Below are 22,990 nucleotides of genomic sequence, written 5' to 3'. Positions count from 1 at the left end.
TACTTTTCAGCGTCATATTCCCCCAGCATCAACTCACATCGATACACGCACCAGGGGCAGATCATGGACGAAGAACTCAGAAAGAAAGCACTTGAATATCACCGTTTCCCAAAACCCGGCAAGATTCAAGTGGTGCCCACCAAAGGGCTCGCTAGCCAGCGCGACTTAGCATTAGCTTATTCACCCGGCGTGGCAGCAGCCTGCGATGCCATCGTTGCCGATCCATCCGAAGCGCGCAATTTAACCGCGCGCGGTAATTTAGTCGCCGTGGTTACCAATGGCACTGCCGTTTTAGGCTTGGGCAATATTGGCCCTTTGGCCGGCAAACCGGTCATGGAAGGCAAAGGTGTATTGTTTAAAAAATTCGCCGGCATCGACGTTTTTGATATTGAAATCGACGAAAACGACCCCGACAAACTGATTGAAATCATCGCCTCGCTCGAACCGACTTTTGGCGGCATCAACCTCGAAGACATTAAAGCGCCCGAATGTTTTTATGTAGAGAAAAAACTTCGCGAGCGAATGAATATTCCGGTGTTTCATGATGACCAGCATGGCACGGCAATTATTGTCGGCGCTGCCGTCAAAAACGCCCTTGCCTTACTCAATAAAAACATCGCTGATGTTAAATTAGTCGCCTCCGGCGCCGGTGCCGCCGCAATTGCGTGTTTAGACTTACTGGTTTCTTTGGGCGTACAAAAAAGCAATATCTTTGTTTGCGACTCTAAAGGCGTGATTTATAACGGCCGTGGCCCGCTAGACGAAACCAAGCAGCGTTACGCGCGCGACACGGACATTCGCACCCCAGCTCAAGCGCTGGTTGGCGCCGATATTTTCTTAGGCCTATCGGGCCCAGGCGCGATTGATGCCGAAATGCTCAAAACCATGGCCGTGTCGCCATTGATCTTGGCACTGGCCAATCCAAATCCTGAAGTAACCCCGCCAGAAGCCCGCGCAGCACGCCCGGATGCGATTATTTGTACGGGTCGCTCGGACTATCCAAATCAAGTTAATAACGTACTTTGCTTCCCATTTATCTTCCGTGGCGCGCTCGATGTCGGTGCGACCACGATTAATGAAGCGATGAAACACGCGGCAGTGAACGCCATTGCCGAGCTGGCACACGCCGAATTGTCCGATGTGGTTGCCAATGCCTATAGCGGCAAATCACTGGCTTTTGGCGCAGAGTATTTAATCCCAACGCCGTTTGATCCGCGTCTAATCGTAAAAATCGCCCCCGCTGTCGCCAAAGCGGCAATGGACAGCGGCGTCGCCACGCGCCCGATTGAAGATTGGGCAACGTATATCGAAGAACTCACGCAATTTGTTTATAAATCGAGTCTCTTTATGCGGCCCGTATTTATGGCTGCCAAAAAAGCGCAAAAACGCGTGGTGTTTTGTGAAGGCGAAGATGAGCGTACCTTGCATGCCGTCCAAGAATTACTCGACATGCGCTTATGCCAACCCATTCTCATCGGTCGCCCGCCGGTGATTGAGGCACGAATTGAAAAGCTCGGTTTGCGCATTCGCCTTGGTATCGACTTTGAAGTTTGTAATCCAGAAAATGACCCGCGCTATCGCGAATATTGGCAGCTGTATTACAGCATCATGCAACGCAAAGGCGTTTCAGAAGACCTCGCCAAAGCTGAAGTACGCCGCAAAACGACGCTCATTGGCGCTTTAATGGTCGAACGTGGTGAAGCTGACGCCATGATTTGCGGTACTTACGGTTTGTATCACAATCACTTGGCGCACGTTAAAAATGTGCTGGGCTTAAAACCGGGCGTCTCGACCACAGCGGCAATGAATATTTTGCTGTTGCATTCGGGCAATATTTTCATCACCGACACCTATGTCAATGCCGACCCTAACGCCGAACAACTGGCTGAAATCACCATGATGGCGGCTGAAGCGGTACGTAAATTTGGTATTGCCCCAAAAGCGGCGCTATTGAGCCATTCAAGCTTTGGCAGTAACGACAGCCCGTCAGCGCGTAAAATGCAAGAGGCGCTACGGATTGTCACCGAGCAAGCCCCGGAATTAGAAATCGACGGTGAAATGCACGGTGATGCGGCGCTCTCAACCGCCATTCGGGCGCAGGTATTTCCTAATTCCCGCCTCAAAGGGGAAGCCAATATTCTGATTATGCCGAATTTAGATGCGGCGAATATTTCGTTTAACTTGCTCAAAGCCACCGCTGTCGATGGCGTGACGATTGGTCCGATTTTGATGGGCATGGCCAAACCGGTGCATATTTTGACCCCAACGGCATCAGTTCGCCGTATTATTAATATGGCGGCATTGGCAGCTGTTGAAGCCGCAATGGCTGAGGAGCAAAATAATGAGTGAATTTAATCCAAGCGATCCCTTTGGCTTTTTTGCCAATATGTTAAAGCAAGGTGCGAGTAATCCATTTATTCCACCGCTGACCGAAGAAGAAATCGAGCGTAAAATTGTCGAATGTAAAACCGTCGAGCAATGGCTCAGCATGCAAATTGGCATGCTGCAAATGACGGTGAAAACACTCGAAATGCAAAAAGCCGGCTTAGCCGCTTTTAAACAAAATATCGACCCTAACCCTGAACACAGTTAAAACGGATCACAATGATTGAACGTCGCCCCGCCAAACGTCCTGCTTTGGCGTTAAAGCACACACTGGCCAGCTTGTTGCTGGCCAGTTTTTTTACCGCCTGCGGCACTGCACCAGTCAAACCGCCAGCGCAACCTAGCCCAACACCAAGCACCTCCCCAGAAACCACCAGCCCCACAACAGCCGCCGCACCGCGCTATGTCGCCAGCAGCTGGCAAGCGCTACCCGCTTGGTCACAAGATGAACTGATCAAAGGTTTTCAGGCATGGCGTAATGGCTGCGCTCGGCTACAAAAAAATCCAATTTGGTCGCCGATTTGCCAAGACGCCGCCAATGTAGCGCTAACGACACCGGCTATTCGCCAGTTTCTACAAGCCCGACTTACGCCCTACCAATTACAAAATCCAGACCAAAGCACCACGGGATTAATTACTGGGTATTACGAACCAGTCTATGCCGGTAGCCTCACGCAGACCCATACCGCCAATCAAGCCGTTTACGGCCCACCGCGAGACATGATTACCGTGGCCTTGGATAGCGTTTATCCTGAACTCAAAGGCAAACGCTTACGCGGCAAAGTGCTCGGCAATAAACTAGTGCCTTTTCCCGACCGCGCCGAGATTGTCAAAAATGGTGTCAATGCCCCGGTATTGGCTTGGCTGAACGATCCAATGGACGTGCAATTTTTGCAAATTCAAGGCTCTGGGCGCGTTCAACTCAGCAATGGTGAACAATTGCGCTTAGGCTACGCCGACCAAAATGGTCGCCCGTATAAGCCCGTCGGGCGTTGGTTGGTTGAACAAGGCTTGCTGCCGGCCAGCGAAGTCTCAATGCAAACCATTCGCGCTTGGGCCAAAGCCAATCCTAAGCGGGTGAATGAATTACTCAATAGCAATCCAAGCTATGTGTTTTTCCGCACTTTACCGGCCAGCAATGAGGGTCCAATCGGCTCGCTCGGCGTACCACTCACTGCGGCCTACAGCATCGCCATCGACCCGAATACGGTCCCGCTGGGCAGCATGGTGTTTATCGCCACCACACGGCCCGATAACGCTGGCGGCATCCATCGTTTAGTCGCAGCGCAAGACACGGGCGGCGCCATTCGCGGCAGTGTTCGAGCCGATTTCTTTTGGGGAACGGGCGACGCAGCAGGTGAACTCGCTGGAGAAATGAAGCAAAGCGGTAGCCTGTGGCTGCTGTGGCCGAAAGGGCAAGCACTACCGAAATAATCAAGACAACAAAAAGGGCAGCTCCGCGCTGCCCTTGTATACATCATAGCCGTATATCACCATAAGCCTATCTATATATAGCCTATCGCAACATACCTAACTATCAAGCAAAAACCACTTTCCCCTTCACCAAGGTATATTTCACTTTACCGAGCATTTCATGCCCAATAAATGGCGTGTTTTTACCTTGGCTTTTTAGGCGCTCAGGAATCACTTGCCAATGTGCGTTGGCGTCAAACACCACCAAGTCAGCGCGATTGCCAACGGCTAAACCCGCTTCAAAACCGAGCATTTTGGCTGGCATTGACGAGATTTTTGCCAGTGCTTGCGGCAAGCTGATGTGCTGGCTGCTAGCCCATTTCAGCGTTAGCGGCAGCAATAATTCCAAGCCCGTTGCGCCGCGTTCAGCTTGCGCAAACGGTAGCAATTTACCATCATCATCAACCGGCGAATGATCCGAGCAAATCGCATCAATGGTGCCATCGTTCAGCGCTTTAACAATCGCATCGCGATCAGAAACCGCCCGCAGTGGCGGATCAAAACGGTATTGGCTATCAAAGAAGCCAATATCAATATCGGCCAAATGAATGTGATTGATGCTCACGTCGCACGTCAGTGGCAGCCCTTGCGCTTTCGCTGCGCGAACCAAATCCAAACCCGCAGCGCTCGACATCCGCGCTAAATGCACGCGGCAACCGGTGGCGCGCATCAATTGCACAATTTGCGCGACGGCGATGGTTTCAGCAATCACCGGAATCCCAGTCAGCCCGAGGCGAGATGCATACGGACCATCGTGCGCCACACCATCATTGACCAACGATGCTTCTTCAGGGCGCAAGCGCAACTCATAGCCAAAATTAGCCGCATACTGCATTGCGCGATACAGCACTTGCAAGTCGGCAATCGGCACATCGCCTTGCGAAAACGCTACGCAACCGGCCTCATCCAGCATCGCCATTTCGGTAATTTCTTTACCCTTGAGCCCCACGGTTAACGCGCCAACCGGATAAAGCCGCGCTAAATCGAGATTTTTAGCCCGTTGGCGTAAATTCATCACCAAGCCTGACTCGTCGAGCACCGGATCCGTATCGGGCGGACACACCACGCTGGTTACGCCACCGGCAACGGCCGCCGCCATTTCCGATTTGAGCGTTGCTTTGTACTCAAAACCCGGTTCACGCAAACGCGCGGCTAAATCAACCAAACCCGGAGCCACGATCAAGCCCGTTGCATCAATGGTTTCATCAATCACAAACCCAGCAGGCGCAGCACCCACGGCGGCGATTTTGCCACCCGCTAAATACAAATCAGCCACTTGCTCCGTACCGGCAATCGGATCGACCAAGCAACCATTTTTAATCAGAATATTTTTCATTTTCACCCTCGACGTGCGATAAAAACTCACCACAGAGGCGCAGAGACACAGAGACTTCATCCCATTCAATGGCATGACCTGCCACACAATGATGAACTTTAGATTTTTCTCTGCGCCTTTGTGCCTCTGTGGTTCATGTTTTTTTATCCACTTAAATCAATTCACGTTGATTGGCCGCCACGATGCTCAGCACCGCCATGCGCACCGCGATACCAAACGTCACTTGCGGCAAGATCACCGCTTGATCACCATCGGCCACGGCCGAATCAATCTCAACGCCGCGATTCATCGGCCCCGGGTGCAGCACAATCGCATCGGGCTTAGCAAATGCCAATTTTTCTTGGGTCAGGCCGTAGACTTTAAAGAATTCCTGCGTTGACGGCAGATACGCCCCAGCCATACGCTCATTTTGTAGGCGCAACATCGCCACCACATCCACGTCTTTCAGGCCTGCTTCCATATCGTGATACACATGCACCCCAAGCTGCTCAATACCCGTTGGCAACAAGGTTTTTGGCGCGATGACACGAATATCTGGGCAACCCAAAGTCGATAAAGCATGAATTTGCGAGCGCGCCACGCGGCTATGCAATACATCGCCCACAATCGCCACGCGCAAATTGGTAAAGTCACCTTTGTAATGGCGAATAGTGAACATATCGAGCATGGCTTGCGTTGGATGCGCGTGGCGACCGTCGCCAGCATTCACCACCGCGACGCCCGGCTTCACATGCTTGGCAATCAGATGCGCTGCGCCCGAATCTGAATGGCGAACAACGAATAAATTCGCGCCCATCGCTTCAATATTGTGAATCGTATCGAGCAGCGTTTCGCCTTTAGCGGTACTGGAAGCTTGAATATTCAAGCTCGACACATCGGCCGACAGGCGTTTGGCCGCGATTTCAAACGTCGTACGGGTACGCGTTGAGTTTTCAAAAAACAAGTTAAACACCGAAGTGCCAGCTAAATCGGCGAATTTTTGATTCACCAGCTCACCGCCCGAGACAAACTCGGCGGCTTTATCCAAAATCTGCGTCAAAACACGACGCGGCAGCCCTTCGGTGGTGAGTAAATGAATCAACTCACCTTGGGCGTTCAGTTGCGGGTTATACATAGCTTCCTCGCGAAGTAAATTCGTTTTAAACCCACCACAGCGGCACAAAGGCACAGAGAACTGCATAATTTCCACTACACAGTTTTCGCTTGCTCTGTGTCTGTCTGCCTCTGTGGCAAATATTTTTTCTAGCGTCTTTAGACGGGCGGTGTATCAAAGTAAGTTTGCAGAATTTGCATCGCCGCCACTTGATCCAACGCAGTTTTTTGTTTACGACCTTTTAAGCCCGTCTCATTTAAAGCCGAGCTGGCCGCCGCACTACTTAAGCGCTCATCGACCAAATGCACCGGCAAAGAAAATCGCCCATTCAGGCGATTAGCAAAGCGACGAGCCATGCGTGTCATATCATGCTCGGTACCATCGAGATAACACGGCAAACCCACCACCAACAACGAAGGTTGCCATTCTTTAATCAGCGCCTCGATGCGGGCAAATTTTTTATCGTTTTCTTCAAAAGCAATGGTTTCAACGGGCGTCGCAATGCCGATTTCGGTCGAACCCGTGGCCACGCCGATTCGCACTTCACCAAAATCAAAAGCTAAAATCGTACTCATGCGTGACCAATCTCTTTGGACAACATCGCCACATCCACGCCCAATAAAGCCAGCGCAGCGGCATAGCGTTCTTCAGAAGGGATATCAAACAGTTGTTGCATCGTTTCAACCGGCACCGTCAGCCAAGAATTCTCAAAGATTTCTTTTTCTAGCTGGCCCGCTTCCCAACCGGCAAAGCCCAAAGAAACAAATAGTTTTTCTGGCCCCTTGCCTTCGCTCACCGCCAATAAAATATCTTTTGACGTGGTTAAACCGATTTCGGGTGAAATAATTAAAGAAGATTGCCAATCGCCCAATGGGGTATGCAACACAAAGCCACGGTCGGTCTGCACTGGCCCGCCGAAATGAACCGGCAATTCCGCCACATCTGGACGATGCATTTCCAGATCGATTTGTTCAAATAAGGTCGTCAGCGTCATGCCGAGCGGACGGTTCATAATCACCCCCATCGCGCCTTTTTCATTGTGTTCACACACATAAGTGAGTGATTTAGCGAAAATAGGATCGACCAGATTCGGCATCGCGATCAGGAAGTGTCGAGAAAGATTCATTGTGTTGGCGTTTTCCATAACCCAATTATCGCATAGCTTTTACAAAGTCGCTGCGACTAAGCGACGACTCAACATCGGCTCAAGTAAAAAAGATCAAGACCTATGGGTATGAGTCCAGAGGTCTTTATGATCAACGCATAGGAAACAATACACCGTGAGTTAACTTCGTTTCGCGCGCCGAATCGCGCCCAAATCAATTTTCAGTGCTTTGCGGTAAGAAATAAAAGCCAAAATCAACGAAAAGAGCGCAAACACCGCAATCATTAAATGGATTTGATTCTGAGCACCTGAATTCCAAATTATCGACACCACGATAAAGATAGGGAATATAGAGAGATACGTTGGCATAGCGCCTGTTTGCAAAACCCGACCATCTGCACTTAATCCATAAAGCCACATCCATTGCAGACTGAAAACTAAATATCTCAGGCTGGCCAGACCAAACACGAATAACAACGCGCCATTGAAAATATTAGTCAAACTATCAATTCGGAAGATGAACATCAGCACGGAATGCAGGACGGCATTGAACAACAATACCGCAACAAAAAGTTGCTCATCTTCTCGCCATAACTTCGAGCGACTATGACTGCGAGTAAACCACGAACCTGACCACTGCTGGCGACCTGACGCAAACATGGCAAGAAATCCAGGAAGTAACATTAAAAATAATGCTCCAGCCCCCCATTGATCCAGCGTAGGCATTCGCAGTAGATGCTGAGAAGCTAATATAAAAGCATATGGAAACAAAAATGATGAGACAAAAATTTTACGCAACCCTTTTTGATCTAATGCCCCACCCATATTCATTTCTAGCTGCAACAACATCGGGTGTTTTGACTTAGGTTTTAACTTTTCTACACACTTTTCTACTAACTCAACATTTGCAAACTGTCTTGGACGCGCAAATTGCGTAAACTGCCAAATTACCGCTATCAGTAAGCAACTCGAGCTGAAAATAAATATTTGCCGTATCAACCATTCATATTGTGGAAACACAATAAATCCAAGTGATAGAGCCAATGGAATTAAACCCCCTTGCACTTGAAACATTTCTGCTTGCAAAGGATTAGGGTGCTTATTGGTAATCGCCTGTGGCAGCATTAAACTCAGCATGAGCATCAGCAACAACAGAAAGCTGAGTAAAAATAAAATGGTTGAATTTGCTGTTCGATACCAAATGATTACTCCTAGCCCACACCAGACTACCCCATATAACAACAAAGCTTGCGCAGCTACTATTTGTAATTGAGCTGCTCGTAAACGCCATTTTTTCAGTGAAACAAGGACCTCCGCAGTACTCAGTACATGCATATAGCACAACATTCCTATTGAGTAGCCAAACCCCTTAACCAGCTCCGCTGGCATCAGCAGGCAGAGACACGCAAAAAACAAATAGGCAAAAAACCAGCCAATTCGCTTATTAACACTACGCCCCCAAAACTGCAAAAACAGCCACTTCCGCTGCGCTTTCACCGCCGGATCACGCCAGCTTGCCAAGATTTGATAGCCCAAGCTCATTGCGAGATCTCCACAAAAGCGTCTTCCAGCCCCAGCGCTTCAACCTGATACGGCGACGTAATTTGGGCGGCGCATTCGGCAGCCAGCGCTTCATTCCAGCCACGAATAATCCATGTTTCTCGCCCTGTATTCACCTCGGTGCGAATCACCTGCTTGGTGGTCAGCGCCAAGCTGCCATTCACTTGCAACGGTCTGCTTAAATGCAAGCGAACGACGGACTCTTTCAGTTCATCCAAGCCGCCTTGATAGGTGATACGGCCTTTTTCTAGCAACCACACCTCGCTGGCAACGCGCTCGATGTCGCTGAAAATATGGCTGGATAACAAAATAGATCGCTCGCCATCGGCGACAATATCAATCAATTCACCAATCAAAGCGCGGCGTGCCAGTTGGTCTAAACTGGCGGCAGGCTCATCCAGCACCAGCAGCTTGGGTTCATGCGCCATGGCAGCGACCAGCGCCAACTTTTGCCGCTCGCCGACCGACATATCGCTAACTTTCTGCCACGTTGGCACCGACCAACGATCAAGCAGACGATCCACTAATTGATGATTCCAATGTGGATAAAAAAGTCGCGTCGCCGCCAGCATTTCGCTGCCGGTGAGCCACGGCAACAAATCATCTTGCTGCGCAACAAAGCCAATTTGGCTACAAACATCGGCGGGTAATTCGGTGGGCTTATGGCCAAATAGGCTCACCTCCCCTGCGTTCAAAAACGTATAGCCCAGCAAGCCATCAAGCAAGGTGGTTTTGCCCGCGCCGTTTTTACCCAGCAAGCCCACCACTTGCCCCGGCATAATCGTCAGCGTTTGCCCCGCACAATTGACGACACCAAGAGCGACATCTTTAGCCGTGACTAAGGTTTCTAATACCGCAGGGTTGCGATCATTCATGGTCTTGATCCTGATTCAGTTCAGCATGGAGGGCGGCGATTAGCTCGGCGTCGCTCAATCCCAGTTGGCGCGCGGCGGTAATGGTGTCGCGCAAAATCGTGTGTAATTGAAGACTGGCTAAGATGTGCGGCGGCGGGTGCTCAGCGACGGTCATTGGTTTACCGCGTTGCCGCGCCAACAAGCCTTCGGCTTCAAGCAGGCTGTAGGCTTTGGAAATCGTCATGGGATTAACGGCATGAATTTCGGCCAACTCGCGCACCGATGGCAGCGCGGTGCCCGGCAGTAATTGCCCACCCGCAATCAAGCGGCGCACTTGGTCTTGGATTTGCCGATATATCGGCGTGGGCAAAGCGGGGTTTAAGATGAACATGCGCAATCCGCTGGTTGGTGTTTGCGTGTATTGTTGAACTAATACACATATACAGTCAAGCGAGGCGCAGAGTGTTAAGATGCGCATATTCAAAAATGCAACAGAATGCAGCCCACGCCATTCGCACTTCGCGCGCTGCATTCAATAGGTATATGAATCTAGTCGCTTTTTATCAAAGCCTAGCTTCAGATACCCACGAAAAGGAATCAATATGACTACCACTGCCCTCGTCTGGCTGCGCCGCGATTTGCGCTTATTTGACCATCACGCGATGTATGAAGCGTTAAAAAATGCCGACCAAGTGATTTTGGCTTTTGTTTTTGACACAACAATCTTAAAAGATCTTCCTAAACAAGACCGCCGGGTGGAGTTTATTTGGGAAGCGCTTAAAGAAATCAAAACCGAGTTGCGCCAATACAATACCGATCTCGTCATTCGTCATGGCGACCCTCGGACGGAAATCCCAGCGCTGGTCGAACAATTTGACATCAGCGCCGTGTATTGCAATCGCGATTACGAGCCACAAGCGATTGAACGTGATGGGTATGTAGCTGCAAGCCTTAAAGAAAAAGGCGTAGCGTTCAATACCTATAAAGACCAGGTTATTTTTGAACAAGATCAAATCTTATCGCAAAGCGGCGGCATGTATAGTGTGTTTTCGCCGTACAAACGCACGTGGCTGGCCACGCTGCGCGATCAAGACGTTGCGGCCTACCCCGTCAATCGCGTGATCAAGCAGCTAAAGCCGCTGAAGCCACAATACTTCCCGAGTCTTAAAGAGCTGGGCTTTGCCAAAACCAATCTCACCCAGCTAAAAGTACCGCTAGGCATGAGTGGCGGCGAAAAGTTATTCGAAGACTTCAAACGCCGTATTAATGATTACAAAGATGCTCGTGACTTTCCGGCGATTAAAGGCGTTTCTTATCTATCGGCGCACATCCGCTTTGGTACGGTATCGATTCGTGAGCTAGTGCGTTTTGCACATGAACACGGCGGCATTGGCGCAGAAACTTGGTTATCGGAACTCATCTGGCGTGAATTTTATTCGCAAATTTTATGGCATCGGCCGGATGTGGTTGAGCATACGTTTAAGCCAGAATTCGATCAGTTGCCGTTCCCGAATCATCCCGAGTTATTTGCGGCATGGTGCGCCGGTGAAACCGGCTACCCAATTGTCGACGCCGCAATGCGCCAATTAACGCAAACCGGTTATATGCACAATCGATTGCGCATGATTACCGCCAGCTTTTTGGTCAAAGATTTACTGGTTGACTGGCGCTGGGGCGAGCAATTTTTTGCCGAACACTTACTCGATTACGATCTAGCTAGTAATAACGGTGGCTGGCAATGGGCCGCGTCCACCGGTTGCGATGCTCAGCCATATAACCGCATCTTTAACCCGGTATTGCAATCGGAAAAATTCGATGCTAACGGTCAATTTATTCGTCGTTATGTGCCCGAATTAGCCGAGCTACCCGATGTGGCAATTCACTCGCCATGGGCTTTTTCTGCCAATGAGCGGCGCGGCGCATTGTTTGTGAGCTTCTTAGAGCAGACTGATTATTTCCCACCGATTGTTGACCATGCCGAGCAACGCGCTGCGGCACTCGCGCTGTATCAAAATCACTAACATCAGCAATTAGTCCCACCTGAGACACGCCGCCAGCCATTATTGACTGACTCGAAGCGGCGTGTTGATTTGCCCCTCCCTTCTATCCCCCACGCCCGTCGAGTTCATCGGCCCGATTGCCGCCACCCTCGATTTCTTGGCCGACAAACGTCATTGATTTGCCAAGGGATCGGATTGCTTGCGCTTAGCGTGTCTGCTATACCAAACCAATGGCAACCATACTGTCAGCCAAACAAAGGGTTAAGCTCATGCAAACTGATCTTAGAGAAATGAAAACGTCAGGCCTGATGAAAATGCATGATCTTGACGAAAGCGATTTAGTCATGGTTCGTAAGTATGGCGCGATCATCAGCCCCAAACTGGAAGAATACGCGGTGATTTTTTACGAGTGGATTGCTGAGCTGCCTGAATACCAGGTGTTATTTAGCAACCCTGAAGTGATGGGTCGTGCGCGCAGCGAGCAAATCAACTATTGGCGGAGTTTTTTTAATGCCCGTGTTGATGACACTTATGTGCAAGAGCGGCGAAAAATTGGTGAAGTCCACGCCCGCGTTGGCCTGTCATTACCCAGCTATTTTGCCGCAATGAATGTGTCATTTATTATTTTCACTAAAAAACTCTACGATGGCGGTCTGTATAGCGAAGAGTACAGCTCGGCCATTAGTGCGCTCACCAAGCTCATGCACTTTGACATCACGATTGTCGTTGAAACCTATTCTCGCCTGATCAATGAGCGCATCAGTAAGCAAAGTAAAGCGCTGATGGAAATGTCAACCCCCGTCACACAAATCTGGCAAGACATTTTAATGCTGCCGGTGGTTGGCATCATCGACTCTAAGCGCGCGCAAGACATCATGATGACCATTTTGTCGCGCATTGGTGAAACCCGCGCCAAAGTTTTCATTATGGATATTTCTGGCGTGGCGGTGGTTGATTCGGCGGTGGCCAACCATTTATTTAAAATCACCAAATCAACGGGATTAATGGGCTGTACCAGCCTGATCTCAGGGATTTCGCCGGCCATTGCTCAAACCATTGTGAATCTTGGCATCAATGTCGATGAGGTGAACTCAACCGCCACGCTGCGTGATGCGCTAGAGCAAGCGTTTAAAATCATTGGTCGTACGGTCACCTAATGGACTTTGCCAATGAAGAACGGCGCATCCCGGTCTCGATGGTATCCGGTGCCGTGTATGCCTCAATTCAACTTGATCCCGATACGATCTTGCTGCAATGGCTGCGAGAAGATCTACTGAATTTGACCATTAAATATGGTGCCAGAGGCGTATTGCTGGATGTTTCAGGCATCACCATTTTAGATGGTGAAAGCTTTGTTCAGATTGTCAACACCACGCATATGCTCAAACTGATTGGCGCTAAAACGATTGTTGTTGGTTTACGCCCCGGCATTATTGCGGGCTTATGCGCGCTCAATGTCGCACTCAATGCAATTCAAGGTGCCAACAGCGTGGCACAAGCGCTGGAGTTACTCGATGGACGCTAAAAAGGAATTTCCTTGCGAGCGCTTTGACATTAATAACGAGGATGATGTCAGGGGGGCTGTCATGCTCACTTATTCCGAAGTCATGTCACGCTATAGCGACACCGGATTAGCCACCCAAATTGCCACATGTATTTCTGAATTAGCCATGAACATTATTAAATATGCGCAATATGGTGAGGTTTATATTCATTACCAAAATAATTGCAGCATTGAAATTATTGCCGAAGACCATGGCCCGGGGATTGCCAATATTGAGCAAGCGATGCAAGACCATTTCAGTAGCAAAGGTACGCTAGGACTAGGCTTACCCGGCGTCAAACGCATGGTCGATGAATTTGAAATCCAATCAAAAATAAATCACGGCACCCGAATACGCGTAAAGAAATGGATTAATGATTACTAAATCAGCGCCAAAAACAAATGAAATAACCCGCTGTCGCCATCTATCAAATACGAAATTCAACATCAAAAACAACGCGTTTACTGATCAATTTAACAGATGTTTGCGCTGCATTTGCAGCATGTAGGTATCGCAATGGAAATGACTCAGCCAACCGTACGCCCATATCAACACGCCAATATTGGCCGACCTTGCTTTGGTGAAACCGTCACTGGGGATGGCTATGTGGTGATTGATCTAGAAGACAGCCTGCTCATTGGCATTATTGATGTGCTTGGGCATGGCGAAGAAGCACACGAGTTGGCGCGCTTTTGTGAGTCGTGGCTAAAAAGCCATGCCAGCAGCGATATTTTGGGCTTAATGCACGAGTTACATATTCAACTCAAAGGTAGCCGAGGAACAGCCTTAACGCTCGCCCACTTAAAGCCACCTTTAATTCGTTCTGTGGGCATTGGCAATACCATGCTGTACCGAATGAAAGATCAACCGAAAAGTGTTGCTGCGCAATCCGGTATTTTGGGTCAAATTATGCCGACCCTAAGGATTGTTGAAACCCCTTTAATTGCTGGTGATCTGATTTTTTTAGTCACTGATGGCATTAGTGAACACCTAGATAATTGGCGCTTAATGTCTTGGTTTTCACTGCCACTAAATCGATTTTGTGTTGAGATCTTACGAGAGTATGGCAAAGAGCATGATGATGCGACATGTCTAGCAGTGAGGTATCTACCATGAAAACGGCAACATTTGGACAGCTCGAACTCAATACTGAAGCCAGTTTACTCACCGCTCGAACTAAATTTAGACGTGTGTTACAAAGTATTGAACTCGCCCCCCATTTGATTGATTTTTATGCAATTGGCTTTTCTTTACTTATTCGTGCATTAGTCGATGGCAAAATCGGTGCTTTAACCTTGCATTATGACCAACAAAACATCTATTTAACCGCCAATGCACTTGCGGTGGCCCCCAAAGAAATTGAAACCTTTTTTAAAAAACAAGCAGCGAGCAATAGCTCGCAATGGACTTACTCGTTTGGGTTTGCAGGTCAAAACGTTTCGCCTTCATTACTGCAATCAATACAAGAAATCATCACACAGCCAAGCAGAGAAGCGCTTTTTGCTGAACTATCTAGCCGCAATACACAATTAGCAGAACAACAAAATGGCTTAGAACAAGAAATAGAACGCCGAACCATGGCCCTTACCGACAGCGAAGCGCGCTCTCGAGCGGTTCTTGAAGGCGCTCCCGTGGCGGTCGCCTTACTAAACAACCAAGGCATCATTACCGACTGGAATCGTGCGGCAGAACTGACTTTTGGTTTTGAGCGACAATTTGCCATTGGCAAACAAATCATTGATTTAATTGCACTACCCGAAAAATCTCTGCTCTATGAAATTTTAAGTTATCACTTAAACGAAGAATCAAAAAATAAAGTCGGTAATTTATTTTGGGATTTAGAAGCAAAAAATAAAAGTGGCAGCAAACTATCTATTGAAGTTGGCATTACTATTTATCAACAGAATGAAGATTGGGTTGCAACACTCTTTGCCAGAGATATTAGTCAGCGCAAGAAAAATGAAGTTGAGCTACAAATTGCCAAAGCCAAAGCCGAAGATGCGGCCAGCGTAAAATCAATGTTCTTAGCCAATATGAGCCATGAAATTCGCACGCCAATGAATGCCATCATCGGCATGAGCCACTTAGCCTTAAAAACAGATTTAAATCCAAAGCAGCATGATTATGTCGCCAAAATTCATAATGCAGGCACTTCATTACTCGGCATTATCAATGACATTCTTGACTTTTCAAAAATAGAAGCCGGCAAACTGCATATTGAGCAGATCAAATTTGAACTGGATCAAGTGCTCACGAATGTCAGCACAATCACCAGCCAAAAAGCATACGAAAAAGGGCTGGAATTTATTATTCATCCTTTAACTGGCATTCCGGCCCATTTAATTGGTGACCCATTGCGGCTTGGCCAAATTCTAACCAATCTGATTAACAATGCCATCAAATTTACCGATCAGGGTGAGGTCGATATTCGCATCAATTTAGTAGAGCAACTCGATAATCGCGTGAAGCTCGAATTTAGAGTTAGCGATAGCGGCATTGGCATGACCCCAGAACAACAAGAGCATTTATTTTCACCCTTTACTCAGGCCGATAGCAGCACCACACGCAAATATGGTGGCACCGGACTGGGTTTAACCATTAGTAAACGCTTGGTTGAAATTATGTCTGGGCAAATGGCATTTACTAGCCAGCCGGGCATGGGCAGTTGCTTTTATTTCACTGCGTGGTTTGGTCACGATGATATCGAAAATGTGCCGCGTGTATTTCCGACCAAGGTCAACAATTTACGCATTTTAGTCGTCGACGATACCGACAGCGCCCGCCAGCTATTGCATGAAATTTTATCGACCATGCCAGTGCAAATCGAAATTTGTGACTCTGGTGCCGCAGCGGTTGAAATGGCCTTAGGTGCTTTGCAGCACAAAAACCCTTTCCATTTGATTTTAATGGATTGGCAAATGCCGGGAATGGATGGCATTACCGCCGCCAGAGAAATTCGCCAGCATCTACCCGGACAAAACCAACCGCGCATTGTTTTAGTCACTGCGTTTGAGCGTGAAGAAGTTCACCAAACGGTTCGTGATGATTTGCTCGATGCCGTAATTGTTAAACCGGTGACGGCTTCAAGTTTAGTCGATTGTATGGTCGAGCTGTTTGCACCGGAGCAAAAATCCAATAGCGGCGATCAAATCAGCCATGATCAAGAAAATCACTCATTACTCAAAGGTATGCGCGTCTTACTCACCGAGGACAATTTAATTAATCAACAAATTGCTTTTGAATTAATGAGTTCAGTCGGCATTGAAGTGACCATTGCCAACCATGGCCAAGAAGCGATCAGCATTTTAGAGCAACATCCAGATCAATATTTTTCAGTCATTCTAATGGACATGCAAATGCCCGTAATGGATGGGTATGAGGCTAGTCGGCATATTCGCGCTGATGCACGCTACGATACCGTGCCCTTACTCGCCATGACCGCGCATGCAATGGTCGAGGAGCGCGAACGCTGCTTATCACTTGGAATGAACGATCATATTTCCAAACCGATTGACCCTGCAGTTCTATTTGAGCGCTTGCAGCATTGGAAAACACAAAAACAGTCCGCTACGCCACTCAATGAGCAATCATCAATACTGCATTTAGCCACCGCTCAGTATATTGATACGGCGCGTGAAACCGCTTCACCTACCAGCTTAATGCCATCGCCATCAACAAAAGAGCAAACCGATAACGAAATCAGTAATACCTTAAGCGCGATTGCTAAATTACCCGGCATTGATTTAATCGGTGGTTTAAGTCGCTTAATGAATAATAAGCCATTATATTTACAGCTAATGCGTCAATTTTGTCAAAGTGAAGTCGATTGTATTTCTCGTATTAATGCGGCGATTAATAATAACGACCGAGCAACAGCTTCTCGTTATGCGCACACCATTAAAGGTGTCGCCGCTAACTTAGGTGTAACTCAACTGGCTGAAGATGCCGGTATTGTTGAACATTTTTTACGCACAGAAAATGACCAGCACGACTTAACCCCTTGGCTCAACAATATTGAATCCGCATTAAAGTCCATAGGCAATGTGGTATGTAATTTAAAAAATCAATCCAATGCCACTAATACCACAAAAAACACAGCGCGCTCGGCAAACCCAGAAGAACGAATATTACTGAATGAACTACTATCCTTATTAAAACAAATGGATTGTGAGGCACTGGATTTTTTTGAAGTTAATCGAGCCACGTTCTCTTCAATTTTTAATAACGATGATTTTTCTGATCTCAACTCAACGATTGAATGCTGTGATTTATCAGCGGCACATACAAAATTAAACAAGTTACTAACTACCAATGAATCATTAATGCCGGTTAACTAAATATCAATTTAAGGATTTTATAGATTTTATTTTTATTTTTATCTTCGACCTTATATTTTTGGAAATTAAATTAAATGACCACGAAATCGCTACCCACTTTGCTGATTGTTGAAGATAGCCCTGAAAACAGGATGCTATTGATTCACTTGCTAAAGGATAGCTATCGATTAAAAGTTGCCATTAATGGCGAGCAGGCGCTTGAAGTGGTACAACTTGAATTACCCGATTTGATTTTACTCGACATCATTATGCCAGGCATTGATGGCTACGAAGTCTGCCGCCGGCTAAAAGCAGAACCTAGCACGAGTAAAATACCGGTTATTTTTCTCACTGCAATGACCGATGTGGCTGATGAGCAGCTTGGTTTTGAAGTGGGCGCGGTGGACTTTATTTTAAAGCCAGTGAGCCCCCCTATTTTATTGGCTCGTGTTCGTAATCATTTATTGCTGTTTCAATTACTCAATAATCTTAAAAATCAAAATGACATTTTAGATGCCAAAGTCAAAGAAAGAACCGAAGAATTAGAGCACACCCAAGATGCGATTATTTTAGCCATGGCTTCATTGGCTGAAACACGCGATAACGATACCGGCAATCATATTCGTCGCACGCAACATTATGTCGGACGACTCGCCACTCAATTAATGCACCACCCTGATTTCTGCCAACAACTCAGCTTGGCCAATATTGCCTTACTGGAAAAATCGGCAGCCCTGCATGACATTGGTAAAGTCGGGATTCCTGATGCCATTTTGCTCAAACCTGGCAAACTCGATAGCGCCGAATTTGAAGTGATGAAAGAACATTGCCGCTTAGGTCGCGACGCCATTCTTGCCGCAGAAACCGTGATGGGTAAAGAGAGCGCTTTTTTATGCTACGCCAAAGAAATTGCTTACTCGCATCAAGAAAAGTGGGACGGTAGTGGCTACCCCCTAAAATTAGTAGGTGATCAAATTCCACTGTCTGCTCGTTTAATGGCACTGGCCGATGTGTATGATGCCTTACGTGCTAGGCGAGCCTACAAACCCCCAATGAGCCATGAAACCGCAGTAAAAATCATCATCGAAGGTAAAGGCACGCATTTTGATCCACGCGTGATCGATGCATTTATTGTCATACAGCATGAATTTGAAGAAATTGCTGAAGCACTCAAAGATGCGCTACCCGATGAATAAACTCAAACGAGGTAGGCCAGAAGACGACGTAAACTCAGCGCGATGAAGGTCTTGTCACGGTTTTTTGCGTTTGGCGCGGCCTTTACTGCAGACGCCTAACCGCTAACAGGGGTATTTAATTGCAGGCCATATTAATTAAAGACCAGCATCAAATACCCCACTATTTACTATGCTTTAGCTAACATTTTTTCTAATGCTTTTGGCTTGATTTTGTCAGCTTGCCCAGCGGCACCAAAATCAATATAACGCGCATGACACACCGCTGCCATGGCCGCAATGGCCGGTTTTAAATATTGGCGCGGATCAAAATCGGCGGGATTTTCTATTAAATGTCGGCGGATTGCCCCCGTCATTGCCAAGCGCAAATCAGTATCAATATTGATTTTGCGCACCCCCCAACGAATCGCCCGCTGGATTTCTTCAATCGGCACACCCCAAGTTGGTTTTAGCTCACCGCCAAAATCTCGAACTTGCTGCAATAAATCCTGCGGCACACTCGAAGAGCCGTGCATTACCAAATGGGTATTGGGAATCACATCATGAATTTCTTTAATGCGATCAATATCCAACACCGATCCAGTCGGTGGCGATGAGAATTTATACGCGCCATGGCTGGTACCAATGGCAATCGCTAGCGCATCGACTCCTGTCGCCAAAACAAATTCTTTGGCCTGCCAAGGGTCGGTTAACATTTCAGCGTGGGTTAATGCCCGATTGGCGCCGACGCCATCCTCTTCTTCACCCATGCCCGTATCTAAGCGGCCCAAGCAACCGAGCTCGCCTTCAACTGAAACGCCAAAGCTATGCGCCATTTTTACGACTTCGCGAGTCACTTCAAGATTATATTCATAACTTGCAGGTGTCTTACCGTCGCTCATTAATGAACCATCCATCATCACACTCGAAAAGCCATTGCTAATCGCACTCATACAAACCGCAGGGCTAGTGCCATGATCTTGATGCATCACAATCGGTAAATGCGGATAACTGGCTACTGCGCCTTGAATCATTTGCCGCAAAAATAACTCACCCGCATATTTGCGAGCCCCCGCACTGGCTTGCAAAATAACTGGGCTGCGTGTGGCATCGGCAGCTTGCAAAATAGCTTGGACTTGCTCCAAATTATTCACATTAAAAGCAGGTACGCCATAACCATGTTCAGCAGCATGATCCAAAATTTGATTCAGAGAAACGAGGGGCATAGTTTTTTCCTTGTTGCGTTGCACCAGCGCACTGTAGGTGGTAATAAACCGGCTGCCAAATCAGGAAATTCATCATTCGGGAAAGCACTAAAACCACTGCAGCGGCAAATCACCTGCCGTTTTACATTCGAAATACATCGATCTGCCTTACATAACAAGTCCCTTTATCATAGCCTGATGTTCACCATGTGCATTTCACCGCTCAAGACCTCACCAAGCTAATACCACTTCAAGTTTTTATTGCCGACTTACCTGACAACGACCCAAGTAAAATCAACATTCTTCGCTGAGATAGCTGCATTCTTTCGTAAAAAGTCGCATACTCTGAACGCAATATTTCAATAACAAGCTGCCGCCACCCTCTTGCTCTGTCACGGCCCTAGGCCGAAAGCAATACAAATAAAAAAGCCGTATTTTTAAAATCTATGTCAATACAGCCCAACTTATTTAAAAATCGTAATTTTGGCCTTTTATGGCTAGCCTCCATCATTGGTAACTTTGCGCTCGCCATCGCCATGATGGCTGAAACCTGGTATGTCGTTAAAACCTTAGGTGCAAAAGAGCAATTAGGCTGGGTGATGATCGCTGGCTCCATCCCAAGGATCGCCTTAATGGCCATCGGCGGCGTATTGGCCGATCGCATGTCGCGCAGCCGAATTATTTTAGTTTCTTTAGCATTGCGAGTTGTCTTACTCTTTGCTTTGGTTGGGCTGCTGTATTTACAGCGTTTAGATATATGGGCGTTAACCGCTTTTGCTTTCTTTTATGGTGCCTTAGACGCTTTTTTCTGGCCCGCTCGCGATACGCTCACGCCGGCCATTGTTACCGATGGCGATCTCACACGCGCCAATTCGATTATGCTCACGACCAATCAAGTGGGCATGGTATTTGGGCCGGTACTGGGCGGCGCAATGCTGGCGCTGATGAGTTACGAAGCGATTTTTAGCCTCACCGGCGGCATGTTGTTTATTGCTACATTATGTATTGCAGGGATTAAAGAGCCACGTAACCAAACCATTCGTCAAGCCAGCTCGATGCTCACCGAACTCAAAGAAGGCGTCATTTATGCCATTCAAACGCCGGTTTTGCGCGCATTAATGCTGATTTACATCACCGCGAATCTGCTGTTTATGGGGCCGCTGGCATTAGGCATTCCAATTATCGTGGCTGATTATTTACATGGCGAAGCCAGCACCTTGTCATTCTTACAAAGTGCTTTTGCTGCAGGCATGGTCTTAGGCGGTATTTTATTAACGCTTTACCCGCCGAATAAAAAACGTCTACTGATGATTACCGTCATTATTGCTCTTGAAGGCGTCTTACTGTCCTTGCTAGCGCATACCCCTTGGATTTGGGCGGCAGTGGCCATTCAATTTTTTATTGGTATGGGCGTCGCTGGCAACAATGTACCGATGATGTCATTGATTCAGCAGTCCGCTGATCGCGACAAGTTAGGGCGTGTGATGAGCCTGAATAATATGGTGTCGATGGGTCTATCGCCCGTCTCTTACGCGATGGTCACCGCCATGCTTGCGGCACAACTGAGCATCACTTGGATCATGCCTATTTTTGGTTTAACAATGGCACTGGTCATGCTGCTACTGAGCTGGCAACTCAAAGTGATTCGCACCACCGATTAAGCGTTTATAGCTCGGCAACACATAAACCCAAGCTGAACTCAATCTTTCAACCTATAAAGAATCATTCCTTTATTTGGACGATTGAACCATGGTGGAATTACCTTTGGGTGGCTCGGCGGCACACAATCCAGATTTAGCTTGGGATCAAGTTCGTGAAACCATTTTAATGATGGGCATCGCCGTGGCTCAAGTTCGCCATGCGATGGAAGAAGGCAGCGCTTCATTTACCACCTTAGCGGACTCCTTTGCCGTCACTTGCCAGCATATTGAGTCACTGAGGAACGATCTCACCCAAATTTTACCGACACTACCGGCAGAACTCGATCTACCCAATAAAATCAGCGAAATTAATGCGCAAAACATGCAGTCGATCATCGCATTTCAATTTTATGATCGCCTTTCACAACGACTGGAGCATGTTTGCAGCACGATTAGCGAACTTGCGGTACTGGTTTCCGATCATGCTTTGCCGCACCAAGCCCACGCATGGCTTGATTTACAAAGAAAAATCCGCTCGCAATACACGATGGAACAAGAAAAAGTTTTATTTGATGCCATATTACACGGCGACCCAATTCATACCGCGCTCATTAAAGCGGGCAATATTAGTATTAACTTTGACCCCAAACCTAGACCCGCTGATGACGGTGGCGTTGAATTGTTTTAATCAAGGCCAATTCATCGCAATTTCGCGCCAGCTGATTAGGAAAGCCAACATCAACCAGCCTTAAGGTAATATTTTTTCTACCAGAACAACTACTTAGCGAGCCGCAGACTGTGGTATGCTGCGCACCTTTCTTGATTTTGAACGCATCATGACCCGCCAAATTCTCAACCGTACCGAACTCCACGATCCTGATACATGGGTGAAATTCACCAAAGGCAAATGCGACGATTGCTATTCGGGCTGTTGCACCATGCCGGTCGAAGTCAAAATCGGTGATTTAATCCGGATGGGTGTGGTCGATGAATTCGATAAAGACGAACCGGCGAAAAACATCGCCAAACGCTTAATGAAAGCGCGAATTATCGAGCATTTTAATTTCAAACACGAAATTTACACCCTCGCCCGACGCGGCACCCGTGATTGCATTTATTTAAACGAAGAAACTCGTTTATGCACCATTTACGACAAGCGCCCAAATACCTGTCGTAACCACCCCACGATTGGCCCAAAACCTGGCTTTTGTGCCTATATCCGCTGGTTTTAAGTGCGACTAGGCTGGTAGTGTATTGCATCCCAAGCTACATAGATTAAGGCTTAGAGGCAAATACCCCTTGCCTAC

21 protein-coding genes are annotated in these 22,990 nt (G+C 47.6%); 13 read left to right on the top strand and 8 right to left on the bottom strand.

Annotation, left to right across the window (positions count from 1 at the left end; translation table 11 throughout):
• The first annotated feature begins 63 nt into the window (after window positions 1–63).
• From HQN60_RS10960 to mltA, 3 genes are read left to right on the top strand one after another with little or no spacing between them, the layout of a single operon-like run.
• The gene (locus HQN60_RS10960) at window positions 64–2,349 is read left to right on the top strand and encodes an NADP-dependent malic enzyme (RefSeq protein WP_173533681.1); all 2,286 of its coding nucleotides are present in this window, start codon (window positions 64–66) and stop codon (window positions 2,347–2,349) included.
• Window positions 2,342–2,593 carry a PhaM family polyhydroxyalkanoate granule multifunctional regulatory protein gene (locus HQN60_RS10955; RefSeq protein WP_173533680.1) on the top strand — a complete coding sequence of 84 codons (252 nt, stop codon included), beginning with the start codon at window positions 2,342–2,344 and terminating at the stop codon, window positions 2,591–2,593. Before HQN60_RS10960 ends, HQN60_RS10955 begins: the two co-directional genes overlap by 8 nt.
• Window positions 2,594–2,604: 11 nt before the next feature.
• Window positions 2,605–3,819 carry a murein transglycosylase A gene (gene mltA / locus HQN60_RS10950; protein ID WP_173533679.1) on the top strand — a complete coding sequence of 405 codons (1,215 nt, stop codon included), beginning with the start codon at window positions 2,605–2,607 and terminating at the stop codon, window positions 3,817–3,819.
• A 103-nt stretch (window positions 3,820–3,922) separates the two neighbouring features.
• Here mltA and HQN60_RS10945 read toward each other — a convergent pair whose 3' ends face one another.
• The 7 genes from HQN60_RS10945 to HQN60_RS10915 all read right to left on the bottom strand — a co-directional run bounded on the left by HQN60_RS10945 (window position 3,923) and on the right by HQN60_RS10915 (window position 10,197).
• Complete coding sequence (locus HQN60_RS10945) at window positions 3,923–5,194, bottom strand: dihydroorotase (RefSeq protein ID WP_173533678.1); 1,272 nt, start codon at window positions 5,192–5,194, stop codon at window positions 3,923–3,925.
• A gap of 151 nt (window positions 5,195–5,345) precedes the next feature.
• Window positions 5,346–6,308: an aspartate carbamoyltransferase catalytic subunit gene (locus HQN60_RS10940; RefSeq protein ID WP_173533677.1), complete on the bottom strand. Its 963-nt coding sequence runs from the start codon at window positions 6,306–6,308 to the stop codon at window positions 5,346–5,348.
• A gap of 137 nt (window positions 6,309–6,445) precedes the next feature.
• Entirely contained in the window at window positions 6,446–6,862 is a 417-nt protein-coding gene (ruvX, locus tag HQN60_RS10935) for a Holliday junction resolvase RuvX (protein ID WP_173533676.1), read from the bottom strand.
• Window positions 6,859–7,413, bottom strand: coding sequence for a YqgE/AlgH family protein (locus HQN60_RS10930; protein WP_254456618.1), 555 nt, complete (start codon window positions 7,411–7,413; stop codon window positions 6,859–6,861). The genes ruvX and HQN60_RS10930 overlap by 4 nt, the downstream gene beginning before the upstream one ends.
• A 159-nt stretch (window positions 7,414–7,572) precedes the next feature.
• Window positions 7,573–8,934 carry a hypothetical protein gene (locus tag HQN60_RS10925; protein ID WP_173533674.1) on the bottom strand — a complete coding sequence of 454 codons (1,362 nt, stop codon included), beginning with the start codon at window positions 8,932–8,934 and terminating at the stop codon, window positions 7,573–7,575.
• A complete protein-coding gene (locus HQN60_RS10920) occupies window positions 8,931–9,827 on the bottom strand; it encodes an ABC transporter ATP-binding protein (RefSeq protein WP_173533673.1) in 897 nt (298 codons plus the stop codon). The genes HQN60_RS10925 and HQN60_RS10920 overlap by 4 nt, the downstream gene beginning before the upstream one ends.
• A complete protein-coding gene (locus HQN60_RS10915; protein WP_173533672.1) occupies window positions 9,820–10,197 on the bottom strand; it encodes a GntR family transcriptional regulator in 378 nt (125 codons plus the stop codon). The genes HQN60_RS10920 and HQN60_RS10915 overlap by 8 nt, the downstream gene beginning before the upstream one ends.
• Window positions 10,198–10,408: 211 nt before the next feature.
• Between HQN60_RS10915 and HQN60_RS10910 the strand changes: the two genes are divergently transcribed.
• From HQN60_RS10910 to HQN60_RS10880, 7 genes are all read left to right on the top strand, one after another.
• Window positions 10,409–11,827 (top strand): cryptochrome/photolyase family protein, encoded by a 1,419-nt coding sequence (locus HQN60_RS10910; protein ID WP_173533671.1) that lies wholly within the window; start codon window positions 10,409–10,411, stop codon window positions 11,825–11,827.
• Between the two features lie 248 nt (window positions 11,828–12,075).
• Window positions 12,076–12,963: a protoglobin domain-containing protein gene (locus tag HQN60_RS10905; RefSeq protein WP_173533670.1), complete on the top strand. Its 888-nt coding sequence runs from the start codon at window positions 12,076–12,078 to the stop codon at window positions 12,961–12,963.
• Window positions 12,963–13,331, top strand: coding sequence for an STAS domain-containing protein (locus tag HQN60_RS10900; protein WP_173533669.1), 369 nt, complete (start codon window positions 12,963–12,965; stop codon window positions 13,329–13,331). Before HQN60_RS10905 ends, HQN60_RS10900 begins: the two co-directional genes overlap by 1 nt.
• Window positions 13,332–13,392: 61 nt before the next feature.
• Window positions 13,393–13,734 (top strand): anti-sigma regulatory factor, encoded by a 342-nt coding sequence (locus tag HQN60_RS10895; RefSeq protein ID WP_173533668.1) that lies wholly within the window; start codon window positions 13,393–13,395, stop codon window positions 13,732–13,734.
• A gap of 132 nt (window positions 13,735–13,866) precedes the next feature.
• Window positions 13,867–14,466 carry a SpoIIE family protein phosphatase gene (locus HQN60_RS10890; RefSeq protein ID WP_173533667.1) on the top strand — a complete coding sequence of 200 codons (600 nt, stop codon included), beginning with the start codon at window positions 13,867–13,869 and terminating at the stop codon, window positions 14,464–14,466.
• Window positions 14,463–17,687: a hybrid sensor histidine kinase/response regulator gene (locus tag HQN60_RS10885; RefSeq protein ID WP_173533666.1), complete on the top strand. Its 3,225-nt coding sequence runs from the start codon at window positions 14,463–14,465 to the stop codon at window positions 17,685–17,687. Before HQN60_RS10890 ends, HQN60_RS10885 begins: the two co-directional genes overlap by 4 nt.
• A 74-nt stretch (window positions 17,688–17,761) precedes the next feature.
• Window positions 17,762–18,862 carry a response regulator gene (locus tag HQN60_RS10880; protein WP_173533665.1) on the top strand — a complete coding sequence of 367 codons (1,101 nt, stop codon included), beginning with the start codon at window positions 17,762–17,764 and terminating at the stop codon, window positions 18,860–18,862.
• Between the two features lie 167 nt (window positions 18,863–19,029).
• On the opposite strand, the gene fba is transcribed toward HQN60_RS10880, so the two are convergent.
• Window positions 19,030–20,064, bottom strand: coding sequence for a class II fructose-bisphosphate aldolase (gene fba, locus HQN60_RS10875; RefSeq protein ID WP_173533664.1), 1,035 nt, complete (start codon window positions 20,062–20,064; stop codon window positions 19,030–19,032).
• 425 nt (window positions 20,065–20,489) lie between these two features.
• Here fba and HQN60_RS10870 point away from each other — a divergent pair, with 425 nt between their 5' ends.
• The 3 genes from HQN60_RS10870 (at window position 20,490) to HQN60_RS10860 (ending at window position 22,915) form a co-directional block, all read left to right on the top strand.
• Window positions 20,490–21,704, top strand: coding sequence for an MFS transporter (locus tag HQN60_RS10870; RefSeq protein ID WP_173533663.1), 1,215 nt, complete (start codon window positions 20,490–20,492; stop codon window positions 21,702–21,704).
• Window positions 21,705–21,792: 88 nt separating this feature from the next.
• The gene (locus tag HQN60_RS10865) at window positions 21,793–22,371 is read left to right on the top strand and encodes a hypothetical protein (protein WP_173533662.1); all 579 of its coding nucleotides are present in this window, start codon (window positions 21,793–21,795) and stop codon (window positions 22,369–22,371) included.
• Window positions 22,372–22,519: 148 nt separating this feature from the next.
• Complete coding sequence (locus HQN60_RS10860) at window positions 22,520–22,915, top strand: YkgJ family cysteine cluster protein (protein ID WP_173533661.1); 396 nt, start codon at window positions 22,520–22,522, stop codon at window positions 22,913–22,915.
• Window positions 22,916–22,990 lie beyond the last annotated feature (75 nt).

This window comes from Deefgea piscis (assembly GCF_013284055.1).
GTDB lineage: Bacteria > Pseudomonadota > Gammaproteobacteria > Burkholderiales > Chitinibacteraceae > Deefgea > Deefgea piscis.
The sequence above is the reverse complement of the archived record's forward strand: the minus strand, read 5'-3'. Positions and strand labels throughout refer to the sequence as shown.